General features: G+C 70.3%; 18 protein-coding genes. 15 read left to right on the forward strand and 3 right to left on the reverse strand.

Annotation, left to right across the window (positions count from 1 at the left end):
• The first annotated feature begins 200 nt into the window (after nucleotides 1–200).
• The 3 genes from OG985_RS24900 (at nucleotide 201) to OG985_RS24910 (ending at nucleotide 1,755) form a co-directional block, all read left to right on the forward strand.
• Nucleotides 201–1,040, forward strand: a complete 840-nt coding sequence (locus OG985_RS24900) for a sulfurtransferase (RefSeq protein ID WP_371670548.1) — start codon at nucleotides 201–203, stop codon at nucleotides 1,038–1,040.
• Between the two features lie 42 nt (nucleotides 1,041–1,082).
• The gene (locus OG985_RS24905) at nucleotides 1,083–1,370 is read left to right on the forward strand and encodes a DUF1416 domain-containing protein (RefSeq protein ID WP_359621824.1); all 288 of its coding nucleotides are present in this window, start codon (nucleotides 1,083–1,085) and stop codon (nucleotides 1,368–1,370) included.
• Between the two features lie 124 nt (nucleotides 1,371–1,494).
• Entirely contained in the window at nucleotides 1,495–1,755 is a 261-nt protein-coding gene (locus OG985_RS24910; protein WP_371670549.1) for a DUF3099 domain-containing protein, read from the forward strand.
• 48 nt (nucleotides 1,756–1,803) lie between these two features.
• On the opposite strand, the gene OG985_RS24915 is transcribed toward OG985_RS24910, so the two are convergent.
• Nucleotides 1,804–2,166: a DsrE family protein gene (locus OG985_RS24915; RefSeq protein WP_371670550.1), complete on the reverse strand. Its 363-nt coding sequence runs from the start codon at nucleotides 2,164–2,166 to the stop codon at nucleotides 1,804–1,806.
• Between the two features lie 137 nt (nucleotides 2,167–2,303).
• Between OG985_RS24915 and OG985_RS24920 the strand changes: the two genes are divergently transcribed.
• From OG985_RS24920 to OG985_RS24945, 6 genes are all read left to right on the forward strand, one after another.
• A complete protein-coding gene (locus OG985_RS24920) occupies nucleotides 2,304–3,089 on the forward strand; it encodes a hypothetical protein (RefSeq protein WP_371670551.1) in 786 nt (261 codons plus the stop codon).
• A complete protein-coding gene (locus OG985_RS24925; protein ID WP_371670552.1) occupies nucleotides 3,086–3,889 on the forward strand; it encodes a hypothetical protein in 804 nt (267 codons plus the stop codon). Before OG985_RS24920 ends, OG985_RS24925 begins: the two co-directional genes overlap by 4 nt.
• A complete protein-coding gene (locus OG985_RS24930) occupies nucleotides 3,886–4,830 on the forward strand; it encodes a hypothetical protein (protein ID WP_371670553.1) in 945 nt (314 codons plus the stop codon). The genes OG985_RS24925 and OG985_RS24930 overlap by 4 nt, the downstream gene beginning before the upstream one ends.
• Nucleotides 4,831–5,084: 254 nt before the next feature.
• Nucleotides 5,085–5,660, forward strand: a complete 576-nt coding sequence (locus OG985_RS24935; RefSeq protein ID WP_371670554.1) for an FABP family protein — start codon at nucleotides 5,085–5,087, stop codon at nucleotides 5,658–5,660.
• Nucleotides 5,661–5,676: 16 nt separating this feature from the next.
• On the forward strand, nucleotides 5,677–6,129 hold the full coding sequence (locus tag OG985_RS24940) for a Fur family transcriptional regulator (protein ID WP_371670555.1): 453 nt from the start codon (nucleotides 5,677–5,679) through the stop codon (nucleotides 6,127–6,129).
• Between the two features lie 10 nt (nucleotides 6,130–6,139).
• A complete protein-coding gene (locus tag OG985_RS24945; RefSeq protein ID WP_371670556.1) occupies nucleotides 6,140–7,105 on the forward strand; it encodes a folate-binding protein YgfZ in 966 nt (321 codons plus the stop codon).
• Nucleotides 7,106–7,160: 55 nt separating this feature from the next.
• On the opposite strand, the gene dtd is transcribed toward OG985_RS24945, so the two are convergent.
• On the reverse strand, nucleotides 7,161–7,586 hold the full coding sequence (dtd, locus tag OG985_RS24950; protein WP_371670557.1) for a D-aminoacyl-tRNA deacylase: 426 nt from the start codon (nucleotides 7,584–7,586) through the stop codon (nucleotides 7,161–7,163).
• A 158-nt stretch (nucleotides 7,587–7,744) separates the two neighbouring features.
• On the opposite strand from dtd, the gene OG985_RS24955 reads away from it, so the two are divergent.
• From OG985_RS24955 to OG985_RS24970, 4 genes are all read left to right on the forward strand, one after another.
• Complete coding sequence (locus OG985_RS24955; protein WP_371670558.1) at nucleotides 7,745–8,398, forward strand: aerial mycelium formation protein; 654 nt, start codon at nucleotides 7,745–7,747, stop codon at nucleotides 8,396–8,398.
• A 128-nt stretch (nucleotides 8,399–8,526) separates the two neighbouring features.
• Nucleotides 8,527–9,516: an asparaginase gene (locus OG985_RS24960; RefSeq protein WP_371670559.1), complete on the forward strand. Its 990-nt coding sequence runs from the start codon at nucleotides 8,527–8,529 to the stop codon at nucleotides 9,514–9,516.
• A 97-nt stretch (nucleotides 9,517–9,613) separates the two neighbouring features.
• Nucleotides 9,614–10,864, forward strand: a complete 1,251-nt coding sequence (locus tag OG985_RS24965) for a GNAT family N-acetyltransferase (protein ID WP_371670560.1) — start codon at nucleotides 9,614–9,616, stop codon at nucleotides 10,862–10,864.
• Between the two features lie 334 nt (nucleotides 10,865–11,198).
• A complete protein-coding gene (locus OG985_RS24970; RefSeq protein WP_371670561.1) occupies nucleotides 11,199–12,113 on the forward strand; it encodes a winged helix-turn-helix domain-containing protein in 915 nt (304 codons plus the stop codon).
• 36 nt (nucleotides 12,114–12,149) lie between these two features.
• On the opposite strand, the gene OG985_RS24975 is transcribed toward OG985_RS24970, so the two are convergent.
• Nucleotides 12,150–12,338 carry a hypothetical protein gene (locus OG985_RS24975; RefSeq protein WP_371670562.1) on the reverse strand — a complete coding sequence of 63 codons (189 nt, stop codon included), beginning with the start codon at nucleotides 12,336–12,338 and terminating at the stop codon, nucleotides 12,150–12,152.
• 219 nt (nucleotides 12,339–12,557) lie between these two features.
• Between OG985_RS24975 and OG985_RS24980 the strand changes: the two genes are divergently transcribed.
• Both OG985_RS24980 and OG985_RS24985 read left to right on the forward strand, forming a co-directional pair.
• On the forward strand, nucleotides 12,558–13,436 hold the full coding sequence (locus OG985_RS24980) for a GntR family transcriptional regulator (RefSeq protein ID WP_371670563.1): 879 nt from the start codon (nucleotides 12,558–12,560) through the stop codon (nucleotides 13,434–13,436).
• A 77-nt stretch (nucleotides 13,437–13,513) separates the two neighbouring features.
• A complete protein-coding gene (locus tag OG985_RS24985; RefSeq protein WP_371674486.1) occupies nucleotides 13,514–14,185 on the forward strand; it encodes an HAD family hydrolase in 672 nt (223 codons plus the stop codon).
• Nucleotides 14,186–14,262 lie beyond the last annotated feature (77 nt).

Here is a 14,262-nt window from a genome sequence, read left to right on the forward strand (position 1 = left end):
GACAGGCGGATCTCACGAAGCGGCGGGCAGTAGACCTGTGCCGCGTCGCCGCCATGCTCTGTCGCACCTTCTGAGCGGAAGCGCCGCCTTCCGCATTCCCCGCGCCCTGTGAAGGGCGCCCGTGTGCTGCCCTCGCCCCACGAGCGCGCGCACCCCTCTCACTGCACGCCCCGCCGTAACTGCCCCGGAGGAGAAAGAGCATGAGCCGCAGCGACGTCCTGGTAGACGCCGAGTGGGTCCAGGACCACCTGGACGACCCGAGCATCGCCGTGGTCGAGGTGGACGAGGACACGTCCATCTACGAGAAGAACCACATCAGGAACGCGATCCGGATCGACTGGACCCAGGACCTCCAGGACCCCGTCCGCCGTGACTTCGTCGACCAGGAGGGCTTCGAGAAGCTCCTGTCGGCGAAGGGCATCGCCAACGACACGCTGGTGATCCTCTACGGCGGCAACAACAACTGGTTCGCGTCGTACGCCTACTGGTACTTCAAGCTCTACGGCCACGACAACGTCAAGCTCCTCGACGGTGGCCGCAAGAAGTGGGAGCTCGACGCCCGCGAGCTGGTCGAGGACGTGCCCGAGCGCGCCACGACCGACTACAAGGCCAAGCCGCAGAACAAGGCCATCCGCGCCTTCCGTGACGACGTCGTCGCCGCGATCGGTTCGCAGAACCTGGTCGACGTGCGCTCGCCCGACGAGTTCTCCGGCAAGCTGCTCGCGCCCGCCCACCTGCCGCAGGAGCAGTCGCAGCGCCCGGGTCACGTCCCGTCCGCCCGCAACATCCCGTGGTCGAAGAACGCCAACGACGACGGCACCTTCAAGTCGGACGACGAGCTCAAGGAGCTCTACGCCGACGAGCAGGTCGACCTGGCGAAGGACACCATCGCCTACTGCCGCATCGGTGAGCGCTCCGCGCTCACCTGGTTCGTGCTGCACGAGCTGCTCGGTGTGGAGAACGTCAAGAACTACGACGGCTCCTGGACCGAGTACGGCTCCCTCGTCGGCGTGCCGATCGAGCTCGGCGCCAACAAGTAACCACCCCCGACCGACCTTTCAACACCTCTACAGGAGTACGACATGTGCGGAGCGAAGGCCGGCGGCCCGGACGCCTCGACGATCAAGCCCGGTGAGACCACCATCCAGGGTCAGGTGACCCGCGACGGCGAGCCCGTGACCGGCTACGTCCGTCTGCTGGACTCGACCGGCGAGTTCACCGCGGAGGTCCCGACCTCCGCGACGGGCCAGTTCCGCTTCTACGCGGCCGAGGGCACCTGGACCGTGCGCGCCCTCGTCCCCGGCGGCACCGCCGACCGCACCGTCGTCGCCCAGCAGGGCGGCCTCTCCGAGGTCGCGATCGCGGTCTGAGCCAAACCTGACGGCGAAGGGCCGCACCCCGGACTCGACCCCGGGGTGCGGCCCTTTCGCACACTCGGGAACCCGCGCTTTCCCCGGACGGGTGCACGGCCCGTGCCGGTCCTACCCTGGAGCCATGTACGCCCGACGACGGCACGCCTACTTCGTGATGATGGGCATCTGCATCGCGCTGTTCGTCCTGGCCTGGGGGGTCGTGCGCATCTGGTCGGTTCCGGTGGCCGTCGGGATGTGCGTGGTCGCCATGGTGATCCCACCGGTCGCCGCGATGGTCGCCAACCGTCGCGGCCCCGAGGACCGCTGGTGGGACGACCCCTCCGGCGACCCGAAGTCCGACGACTGGTGGGACGAACTGGACGGGAAGAAACGGCGCCAGTAGAAGATCGAAGATCCCGGAGGGGACAGGGGCCGGGACCGGTACGCGCGATCAGTACACGAGCGCCTGCGTCTCGTCCCCCAGGGCCTCCTGGACGAAGACCTGGGCGCCCGCGATCCGGACGCCCTCGATGACGTCCTTCTCCGTGATGTCGCGGCGGGCCGCGCACTGGGTGCACAGGGTGATCCGGCCGGCCGCCAGCACCGAGTCGAGCAGGTCGGGCAGCGGTGCCGCGTGCGGCAGCTCGAACTCCGCGGCGCGGCCCGGCAGCGCGAACCACGCGGACTCGCCGGTCAGCCACAGGGAGACGTCGACTCCGCTGGCCACGGCCACCGCCGCCACCGTGAACGCCTGGGAGCAGCGCTCGGGGGCATCGGCCCCCGCGGTCACCTTGATCACGAGCTTCTTCGCCATGACCGAATCGTAATCAACGTCCTTACAACTCGGGTCGCCGACCACGAGTCTCCTGTGAGCGCGCATACGGAATGCGCGCTTCGCGTTCGTGGGGGGACGTCTTGGAAGTACCCGAAGTGGGAGAAGAAGCAGCTGATGTGCCGGTTGTACCGGTACACACGGACCCGCCCGCCGGGGCCGGGGAAGCGGCTCAGCCTCCCGCCGCGTCCCGGCCGTCGCGCCGCCGCGGGCGTACGGCCCTGTTGATCGCCGGCGCCGCCGCGCTCGGGCTCGTCGCCGGCACCTGCGCCGGCTACCTGGTCCAGGCCGACCGCGAGCCGACCAAGCTGCCCCCGCTCTCGCAGCCGACCCTCGCGCAGGCGAAGGGTGACGGCCCCGAGCCGCTCTCGGCCGCCCGGGACCACAAGGTCAAGACCGACGGTGATCTGCGCAGACTGCTGCTGAGGAAGCCGGCGGGCAGCAAGGAGCCCGACTGGTTGGCAAGCAGCGGGGGCTGGATGGACATCGCCGCCTACGCCGACGACTACACCCGGCCGGGCGACGAGTTCGGCATTCTCGTCAACGACGAGTTCCGCAGGGCCGCCGTCACCGGCTGGGAGGTCGGCAGCACGTACCGCGTGACCGTCCGGCTGGTCCAGTTCCGGCAGGAGAACAGCATGGCGGCCGCCGACAACAGCAACAACCAGCAGGACTGGGCCGAGAAGGACGCCGGCACCGACAGCTGGGGCATCCCCGGCACCGGGGACGGCATGGCGTACGTCCACACCGAGCCGACCACCAAGGCCGGATACCTGCCGTTGTACGGGGCCGAGGCGCACGCCTGGCGCGGGGACGTCGCGATGGAGATGTGGATCTACGACAGCAAGCCGATCGGCAAGAAGGCGATCATGGATCTTGCCGAGCGGCAGATGGAGCGGCTGTGAACGGAGACGGCAACGACATACAGGAGGCGGAGCCGGTGACCGCGGCGCGCAAGCCGGTGAGGTGGGGCCGAGTCGTGGCCGTCGCCGGTTCCGCCCTGCTCGCCGGGGCGCTCGTCGCCGGGGTGGCCGTCACGGTCGTGACCGTACGGGACGCCGACCGCGAGGCGGGCGCCCCGACCTGGAAGTTCCCGAGGAACAAGGCCGGGAAGAAGACGACGACGGCCCGGACCGGACTCGCCGGCCAGCTCGTGCCGTACGGCACCGACGGCTGGGTCCGCGGCCCGGACATCGCGCAGTTCGGCTCCCACGGGCAGCTCAGCGGCGCCCAGGCCACCGCCCTGCGCAAGGAGTCGGTGAGCGGACTGCCCCGCACCGTGCGCAAGCAGTTGGAGCGGGAGATCGACCGGCAGCGCATCAAGGGCATGGCGATGCGCAGCTACTTCAGCGGCCAGACGTACGCCTACCTGCAGGACGAGGGCATCTTCTCGGTGAACGTCGTGCTCGCCCGGATGGCCGACAAGACCGCGGTCCGCAACAGCGCGAACGCCCAGAACGAGTTCCTCGCCGCCCTGGACCTCTACCGCGAGGGGCCGAAAATCAAGGGCCACGACGACGCCCGCTGCTTCCGGCTGCCCGGCACCACCGCCGCCGACATCGACCGGATGTTCTGCTCCGCGTACGTGGGTGACGTCCTGGTCACCGCCTCGGCATACGGTGCCAAGCCGCTGGACACCGCGGGAGTCGCGGCACTCCTGCGCACCCAACTCGACCGCATCGCCGAGCCGGGGGAATCGGTATGACCGAGCAGCAACAGACGACACAGCCGGACACGGCGGACCCGGCCGGAGCGGCCGGAACGATCGATCTGCCCCGAGCGGCGGACCCGATCGACGTGGCCGGAACGGCCAATGCGGCCGGAGGGGCACCGCCCCTTCCCGCGCTCCCCCTCACCAGCCCGCCTCCGGCCCCGCCGCGCAAGGACCGCCGGGTGCTGCGGGCCGCCCTCCGCTGGACCGCCGGCGTCCTCGTGTTCGCGGCGGTCGGGGCCTCGGCGGCGTACGGGATCACGCGGATGGAGCGCACGGACCTGCCAGGACTCGCGACCGAGTCGGACGGGCGCTGGGACTTCCCCCGGCTCGCCAAGCCGCCGCTGCCTGCCGGGAGCCCCGGCCCCTTCGCCGCCGACAACAAGACCGGCACGCACTACGCCGACCTGCGCGCCCTGGTCCTGCCCGCGCCCGAGGGGGCGAAGGAGGACAAGGCGCTGGGCGGCTCGGACGGCTGGCTGGCGACCAAGGACTACCTGGCGGAGTTCGCGCTGAAGGAGGACCGCGAGGAGCTCGGGCAGAAGCTCGTCGACACCGGCCTGCGGCACATCGCGGCCCGCGGCTGGACCACCCCGGACGGCACCCGGACGCGGGTCTACCTGCTCCAGTTCGGCACGGCGAACGTCGTCGAGACGGAGCTGGCGAGTGACGCCGTCCCGTTCGTCAGCCCGACCTACCGGGTGCGCGGCGCGGCCGACGCCGTCGACGACGAGGGCTTCCCCGAGGCGGCCGCCGTCTCGGAGGTCTCCCGTATCGCCTACGTCGAGCCCAAGCCGTACGGCGCCGAGCAGGTCCGTCAGGCCTACCTCTCCGCCGGAGACGTCTACGCGGTGATCCTCCAGTCCCGCAAGGGCGCCGCCGCGGCCGTGCCCTTCCAGCAGACGGTGGTCCTCCAGGCCCAGCTGCTCGGCTGAGCCCTCCGCGGGGGCCGGGCCCGCCGCATCCGCACCTCGCAGAGAGAGCCGGGCCCCACCCGACTAGAGTGGGGCCCGGCTCTTGTAGCACCGCTGTACCGCCCACCCTCGCTCACCAAGGAGCACCCCGTGCTTGAGGCATTCTTCGAAGCCCTGCTGGTTCTGGTCTGCGTCGGCGTCCTCGCCTTCGCCGGACTGACCGTGAAGAAGCTGTACCAGGGCCAGCGCTGACCTTCGTCTAGGAACTGCCGATCATGATCGAGATCCCGTCCGACCTCCACCGGGACCTGGTCCCGCTCGCCTTCCTGCTCGGTACCTGGGCGGGCGCGGGCGTGCACGACTTCCCCGGCTCCGAGAAGTGCAACTTCGGGCAGGAGGTCGAATTCGCGCACGACGGCCGAGACTTCCTGGAGTACCGCTCCCACACATGGGTGCTGGACAACGAGGGGAACAAGGTCCGGCCGCTGGAGTCCGAGTCCGGATACTGGCGTATCGACGCCGACCGCAAGGTCGAGGTCACGATGACCCGCGACGACGGCGTCGTCGAGATCTGGTACGGCGAGCTGGCGCACCAGAAGCCGCAGATCGACCTGGTCACGGACGCGGTCGCGCGCACGGCCGCCTCGGGCCCGTACACCGGCGGCAAGCGCCTGTACGGCTACGTCAAGAGCGACCTCATGTGGGTCGGCGAGAAGCAGACCCCCGAGGTCGAGCTGCGCCCCTACATGTCCGCGCACCTCAAGAAGGTCGTCTCCCCGGAGGACGTCGAGCGCTGGGCGAAGGCCCTGCCGGACGACATGCCGGACGACGGGATCGCTTTCTTCAAGTAGTCCTAGACTCTCTGGTGTGGTGAGCACCGACTGGAAGAGTGACCTCAGGCAGCGCGGCTACCGGCTGACGCCGCAGCGGCAACTCGTGCTGGAAGCCGTGGACACCCTCGAGCACGCGACCCCCGACGACATCCTCGTGGAAGTACGGAAGACGGCGTCGGGGGTCAACATCTCCACGGTGTACCGGACCCTCGAGCTCCTGGAGGAACTCGAGCTGGTCAGCCACGCGCATCTGGGGCACGGGGCGCCGACGTACCACCTGGCGGACCGGCACCATCACATCCACCTCGTCTGCCGGGACTGCACGAACGTGATCGAGGCCGACATCGCGGTGGCCGCCGACTTCACGGCCACGCTGCGCGAGACCTTCGGCTTCGACACGGACATGAAGCACTTCGCGATCTTCGGCCGATGCCGGGACTGCCGGCTCAAAAGTTCAACTTCCAAGAGTTCAACTACCGAGTCGTAGGCTTGACCATATGAAGAGCCCTCTGCTGTCCCTGCCCGGCGCCGTTCCCGCCGAGGGCGTGGACGAAGGCGTCGCCGCCCACTACGGCGACCTGTTCCGCGAGCAGCGCGCCCTCGCCGACGGCGCCGGTTTCGTCGACCTCTCGCACCGCGGAGTCGTCGCCATCACCGGTGACGATCGGCTGAGCTGGCTGCACCTGCTGCTCACCCAGCACGTGAGCGACCTGCCCACCGGTCAGGCCACCGAAGCGCTGATCCTGTCCGCGAACGGCCACATCGAGCACGCGCTGTACCTCGTCGACGACGGTGAGACCGTCTGGGCGCACGTCGAACCCGGCACCCAGGACGCGCTGATCGCCTACCTGGAGTCGATGAAGTTCTTCTACCGGGTCGAAGTCACCGACCGGACCGCCGAGTTCGCCGTCGTGCACCTGCCGGCCGGTTCGATCGCGGAGGTGCCCGAGGGCGCCGTCGTCCGGGAGACGCCGTACGGCCGCGACCTCTTCGTGCCGCGCGCCGGCCTGGAGTCGTTCGCCGAGAACGCGGGCCCGCCGGCCGGCATCCTGGCGTACGAGGCGTTCCGCGTCGAGCACCACCGCCCCCGCCTCGGCTTCGAGACCGACCACCGCACCATCCCGCACGAGCTGGGCTGGATCGGCACCGCGGTGCACCTGCAGAAGGGCTGCTACCGCGGCCAGGAGACGGTGGCACGGGTCGAGAACCTGGGCAAGCCCCCGCGCCGGCTCGTCTTCCTCCACCTGGACGGCAGCGAGGTCCACCTGCCGGCGGCGGGCACGGAACTCCGGCGCGCGGACGAGGGTCCCGACGGCCGGAAGATCGGCTTCATCACGACGTCCGTACGTCACCACGAGCTCGGCCCGGTCGCCCTCGCCCTGGTCAAGCGGAACGTACCGCTGGACGCGCCCCTCGTCGCCGACACGACGGCGGCCGCCCAGGAAGTCGTCGTAGAGCCCTAGCCGCCGGAGCCCCAGGAGCCGCTGCCCAGGAGCCGCCGCGGCTCCGTCGGGACGGTCACATCTCGAGCAGGACGGTGAACGGGCCGTCGTTCGTCAGCGAGACCCTCATCTGCGCGCCGAACCGGCCCGTCGCCACCGTCGCCCCCAGCGAGCGGAGCTGGGCGACGACCTCGTCGACCAGCGGCTCGGCGACATCGCCCGGCGCGGCCGCGTTCCAGGTGGGGCGGCGGCCCTTGCGGGCGTCGCCGTACAGCGTGAACTGGCTGATGACGAGGAGCGGGGCGTCGATGTCGGAGCACGACCTCTCCTCCGCCAGCATGCGTACCGACCAGAGTTTGCGGGCCAGCTGGGCCGCCTTCTCCTTGGTGTCCTCGTGAGTCACCCCGACCAGGACGCACAGCCCCTCGCCCTCGATCGACCCGACCGTCTCGCCGTCCACGACGACGCTCGCGCCGTCCACCCTCTGCACCACCGCTCGCATGCCGACCATCATGCCGTGCGGTCCGCAGTGGCTCGTACGGGGCTTCTTTTTTGCTCTTACCCCCCCATCTGGGGCCGATCGGGGGCACTCGGTCACATAGCGGCCACTTGGGGTGGCACGATGCTTCCACACTCCGGTCGAGGGGACGGTTGAGGCACATGAGCACACCGAGTACCGGGCGGCCGCCTGGGGCTGTCCCGTTGATTTGCGCGACAGAGGTCTGTGCGGGAGAAGCCGCGGGAGATCTGCGGACACTGCGGCCGCCCCTGCAGCGCACCGACAGCGCGCTGCTGGCAGCGGACGCCGAGCACGACCTGACCCCGCTCAGCCTGCCCGAACTGCGCACCCTGCGCCGGGACGCCCAGCGGGACGAGGCCGACCTCAGCTACGTACGGCGGCTGCTGCAGGGCCGTATCGACATCCTGCGCGCGGAACTCACCCGGCGTGGACCCGTGTCCGTCGTGGACCTGGGCAAGGGCTCCGTGACGGGCTCCGTGATGGAGCGGCTCCCGCAGATCCTGACCGACGCCCCGGCCCGGTACCGCTCCTCCGCCCGCCATGTGACGCTGGGCACCCCGCACAGCGAGGAGTACCGGCTGCTCGCGGCGGAGATGCTCGGCGAGGTCGAGCTCTCCGACCTGGACGCCCGCACGGACCTCGAACTGCACACGGCGATGGGCCGTCTCGTGCGGTACGAGCAGCAGGTCTCCCGGCGCCGACAGCGGCTCCAGCGCACCGCCGACGACTGCAGCGCGGAGATCGCCCGCAGGTACCGTGAAGGGGAAGCACAAGTCGACGACCTGCTCGTGTGAGGCCGCGGCCCGGTGATCCCGGGCCCCTTCCGGGGTGGGTCCCGAGCCCCTGCCCCTCCCGGGGGTGGGGTCCCGAGTACCCGCTCCTCCCCGGGGGGCGGGTCCCGAGCACCGGAAGGCCACCGCCGATGTCCGTCTCCGCCCCCGCGATACCCTCCCCGTCCGTTCCCGCCCCGGCCCCCGCGCCCGTCCTCGCCGAGGTCGTGCGCTCCGGCTTCGTCGAGGGGCGGCACCGGGGCAGCCTGGTCGTGCTGGACGCCGACGGGGCCGTGGAGCTGGCACTGGGTGACGTGACGGCGCCGGTCTTCCCCCGCTCCTCCAACAAGCCGATGCAGGCGGCGGGTGTGCTGCGGGCCGGCCTGGAGCTGACCGGCGAGCGGCTGGCGCTGGCCGCCGCGAGCCACTCCGGCGAGATCTTCCACCGCGACCTGGTCCAGAAAATGCTGGACGAGCACGGCCTCACCGCCGCCCGACTGCAGTGCCCGCCCGACCTCCCCCTGGACGCGGTGGAGCGGGAGACCTACCTGGCCTCGGGCGCCGTCCGCGACCGGGTGGTGATGAACTGCTCCGGCAAGCACACCGCGATGCTGGCCGCGTGCGTGCTCCGCGACTGGCCGCTCGACTCCTACCTCGACCCGGCGCACCCGCTCCAGCGGCTCGTCCACGAGGTGGTGGAGGAAGCGGCCGGCGAACCGGTCGCGGCCGTCGGCACGGACGGGTGCGGTGCGCCCCTGATGGCGATCAGCCTGACCGGCCTGGCCCGCGCCTACCGTGCGTTCGTCCTCGCCGACCCCGGCACCCCCGAACGCCGGGTCGCCGACGCCATGCGGGCCCACCCCGAGTACGTCGCCGGCACCCGCCGCCCCGACACCTGGCTGATGCGGGAGATCCCCGGCGCCCTGTCCAAGATGGGCGCGGAGGCGGTCCAGGCGGTCGCCCTCCCGGACGGCCGGTCCCTCGCCTTCAAGATCGAGGACGGGGCCGGCCGGGCGCTGGGCCCGGTACTCGCCCGCACCCTGACCCTCATGGGGGTGCAGAGCCCGGTGGTACAGCGCATCGGCCGGGCACCGCTGACGGGCGGGGAGCACGAGGTGGGGGAGATCCGGGCGACGTTCTGAGGGGGCGGGCCCCGGTTCACCCGGGACGGCCGGAGCCGCGAGGCAGGGGCACGGAAATCCCCGCGACACCCACCCCCGGTCCACCTAACGTGACCTCATGACCAGCCGCCCCGACATCGACATACGCCCGATCACCGAGACCGAGTTCCCCGACTGGCTCCGCGCGGTGAACACCGGCTTCCTGCGCCCGCCCACCCCGTCCGACACCGAGCTCGAGGCCCGCCGCGCCCAGTTCACCCCGGGCCGCTACCTCGGCGCCTTCGACGGCGGTCGCTGCGTGGCGACCTTCAAGTCCTTCGCCCAGGAACTCACGGCCGTCGGCGGGGCCTTCGTCCAGGCCGACGCCATCACGGGCGTCACGGTCACCGCCACCCACCGCCGCCGCGGCCTGCTCACCCGCATGATGGCCCAGGACCTGGCGGCCGCCAAGGAGCGCGGGGATGTCGTCGCGACCCTGATCGCCGCCGAGTACCCGATCTACGGCCGCTACGGCTTCGGCCCCGCCACCTCGATGACCGAGTGGACGATCGACGTGCCGCGCACCGGCCTCGACCGCCGCCGCCCGGTTCCGGAGGACGGCGGCCGGATCGACCTCGTCGAGGCGGAGGACGTCCGCAAGCTCGGCCCCGACCTGCACGAGCGGCTGCGCCGGGCCGTGCCGGGCGCGGTCAGCCGCGGCGACGTGTGGTGGCGGGTCAACACCGGCGCCATCCGGTACGGCTCGTCGTGGACCGAGCCCTTCTACGCCGTGTACCGCTCGGCGGACGGCGAGGTCGAGGGGCTGGCCTCCTACGAGTCGGACGACAACTGGCACGACAAGCGGCCGCACAACACGGCGGAGGTGAACTGGCTGATCGCGTCGACGCCGGCCGCCGAGCGCGCCCTGTGGCACTACCTGTGCTCGATCGACTGGATCACCAAGGTCAAGAGTGGCTGGCGCGGCCCCGACGACCTGCTCCCGCACTTCCTGCCGGACCCGAGGGCGGCCAGGATCAGCACGCAGTCCGACTGGCTGTGGGTGCGGATCCTCGACGTCGTACGGGCCCTGGAAGCGCGCACGTACGACCGTTCGGGCTCGCTGGTGCTGGAGGTCGTCGACGGGACCGGGCTGGCCGGCGGCCGCTTCCGGCTGGAGGCGTCGGCGCAGGGCGCGTCCTGTGCGCCGACCACTCGGGATGCCGAGCTCACGCTCGACGTCCGGGAGTTGGCGCCGCTGTGGCTGGGCGACGAGTCGGCCTCGCGGCTGGCGGCACTGGGCCGGGTCCGGGAAGAACGAGCGGGCGCCGCCCGTGAGGCCGACGCCCTGCTGCGTACGTCCGGGCGACCGTGGTGCCCGGACATGTTCTGAGTGCTCCTCGGTGTCGGCGACTGGATTGGTGCTGATCCATCCGTAGCTGTGCTGTTGGCCGTGCTCTTCGGTTGTGGCTGTACCCGGCATGCCTTGCGCATGCCCGCTGTATGAAGTTGTGGCTGGTCCTCGGTGTTCAGTTGTGGCTGGGCTGTGTTGCGGACCGATCGGACTCCCGGCTCCCCTCCGGAAGGGAGAACGATCGGCCAACCTTGTGAAGGTTTGACCACGTTGCTCAAGTTGGCGACCAACTCAACAGTACTTATCTCCGTTTGGAAGCGTCTCATAACCACCTTCCGGCGAACTGCCGAAAGATGGCGAGAAGTTGTACTGTTTGGCCGTGGACCCGAAACATGCCTCCGTCAATGGACGGTCGAGGTCACAGCGGCCACAGAAGTCACATCACGAGGTGGCCGACGAGCTGCGCGCCCGGATCAGGTCCGGTGCGCTGCGGCCGGGCCAGCGCATGCCCACGCAGGCCAACCTGGCCGACGAGTTCGGCGTGGAGCGCGGTGCCGTACGCCAGGCCCTGCGCATCCTGCAGGGAGAGCACCTGCTGACCAACGTGTCGAAGGGCAGCCCGGCCACGGTCGCCCCCGATCTGGGCCTCGACAGGCTCCTGACCGGCCCGGCAGCCCCGCCGCTGCCCACCACCGTGGGCCTCGCGCCCCGCATAGCGACGGCCTTCGCGTCCCCACACGTCGAGATCGACGCACTGTGTCTGACCTCGGTCTCCCTCACGCTCGCGATCGGCGAACCCCTGCGCCGCATCCACGCCGGACAGCTGAATCCGGCCAAGATCGACGTGCGGATCCTGCTGCCGAGCCGTGACATCGACCTCGCCTTCCCGGCTCCGGTGGACCCCTCGGTCGACGGCCGGCTGCAGCGCCGCTGGCTGGCCCAGCGCAACGCCCAGGGTCAGGTGTTGCGGCACAACCTGTTGGCACTGCGGGCCACGCACGGCACCGAGGTCGACGTCACCTTCCGGGCCCTGCCCTTCACCCCGCCGGTGAAGCTGTACCTGCTCAACGGCGCGGAGGCGCTCTTCGCGTACTACACGCTCTCGCGGCGCGCGGAGGAGATCGACCACGAGCGCCTCGAGCTGTACGACGCCGAGGGCACCCAGTCGATGCTGTTCGCTTTCGAACAGGGCGCCGGCCTGCGTGACACGACGTTCGTGGAGCAGTCCCACCTGTGGTTCAACGCACTGTGGGAGACGATCAGTTCGGAGCTCGTGCTCACGAACTGATCGTCTCCCACGGCTGCCGGCCAGGTGACTCCTGCCTCACAGGGCGGGCCCCGCGACCAGGAGGGCGAGCACCACGGCCCCGACGGAGCTGACGGCCGGACTGTTGGACTTGATGCCGACGGTGAGCAGGAGCAGGCCGACGATGCCGGTGATCCCGTACTTCACCTGGACGGTCTGCTCGATACCGACGACGAGGACGGCGGAGACAAGGGCGAGGACAGGCACGATGGGGTTCCTCCTTCGGGGCTTCCGGGGCGGGCGGTTCGTGGGGGGCGGTTGTGGGGGTGGTCGTAGGGGATCGGGACGAGGTGGGGCGATGAGGAGGCAAACCTTCCGCCAACTCCGGTAAGTTGGCAACCAACTCTGTAGTAGTTGTCCCCACTTGGTACCTACTCATAAACAACTTTCAAACAACTCCCCATAGATGGATCGAAGTTGTAGCGTTTGGTCGTGACCCAGGAGAACGTGGCAGTGAACGGCAGCAGAAAGCTCTCGCCCCAGGAAATCGCCGACAGCCTGCGGGAACGCATCCGCGGCGGGGACCTGAAGGCCGGAGACCGGCTGCCTACCCAGGCCGAACTCGCCGAGGAGTTCGGCGTGGAGCGGGGCACCGTCCGCCAAGCCCTGCGGGCACTCCAGGAGGACGGTCTCCTCAGCAACGTGAGCAAGGGCAGCCCGCCGCGCATCGCCGAACCGGCCGCCGGCCGGGCCGAACCGCAGCCGACCATGGTGGGACTGGCCCCGCGCCTGGCAGAAGCCTTCGCGGCGCCGCACGTGCGGGTGGACGCGGCCTGTCTGACGGCCGAGACGCTCATGATGGCGCTGAGTGAACCGGTCCGCCTGATCCACGAGGGCCGCATCCGCCCCGAGTCGCTCGACGTCCGTATCCTCCTGCCGTCCCGGGACATCACCCTCGCCTTCCCGGTCCCCGTCGACGGCCGCGGCGACGCCGACCCCGTCCACCAGAGATGGCTGGCCCAGCGCAACGCCCAGGGTCACGTCCTGCGGCACAACCTGCAGACCCTGCGCTCCTCGCACGGCGTCGACGTACGGGTGACGTTCCGCGCGCTGCCCTTCACCCCGCCGGTGAAGCTGTACCTCCTGAACGAGGAGGAGGCGCTGATCGCGTACTACATGGTCACGCGCCGCGAGGAGACCTCCGACAGCGGGACGCTCGACATGTACGACGTCCTCGGCACCGAATCCCTCCTCTTCTCCTTCGAGAAGCGGACCGGCCAGCGCGACGCGGCCTTCGTGGAGGAATCCCAGAAGTGGTTCGACGCCCTCTGGGAAACCATCACGACTGACCTGACACTCTCTTAGTGACCTCTGATACGACGCAGACCGAACTGGCGGCAGCACAACCGGCGTTCGACCCCGAGCGGATCCGGAACCTGATCATGAACGCGCGGGTCGTCCTGTGGGATTTCGACGGACCGATCTGCCGCCTGTTCGCGGGACACTCGGCGGAGCGGGTGGCGGTCGAACTGGTGGAGTGGCTCGAAGGCAGGGGCCTGCACGGCCTGCTGACCGACACGGAACGGCAGTCCCTGGACCCGCAGGTAGTTCTGCGCGCTGTGGACCTCAGACATCCCGGCAGTGACCTCGTGGCGGAGTTGGAGGAACGTTTGACCCAGGAGGAGCTCCGGGCCACGCCCACGGCGATGCCAACCCCGTATGCCGACCCGCTGATCCGTACATGGGCTGCTGTCGGCACCCGGCTGGCCATTGCCACCAACAACTCCCCCCGAGGTGTCCGCAAATACCTGACCGGCCGGGATCTCGTCCCCTGCTTCGCTCCGCACATATACGGCCGCACCCCGACGCTCAGCCGCCTCAAGCCCGACCCCCACTGTCTGACCCGTGCCCTGAGCGCCATGGGCTCGGCTCCCTCAGCCGCTCTGATGATCGGCGACACACCGTCCGACCTGCTGGCCGCCCGCGCGGCCGGCGTCCCGTTCCTCGGCTACGCGCGTAACGAGCGCAAGGCGAAGCTCCTGCGGGACGAGGGCGCCGAGACGATCGTGAACTCGCTGCAGCCCGTTCTCGAACTCCTCCGGTCTCACGCCTGAGCCATCAGCAGCGTGAACACCACGGCAGCCCCGACGGCCAGGTCCTTGTCGCCACCTTTCTCTCACTCTCCGCGGGG

Origin of the sequence: Streptomyces sp. NBC_00289, from assembly GCF_041435115.1 — a bacterium.
Lineage (GTDB): Bacteria > Actinomycetota > Actinomycetes > Streptomycetales > Streptomycetaceae > Streptomyces.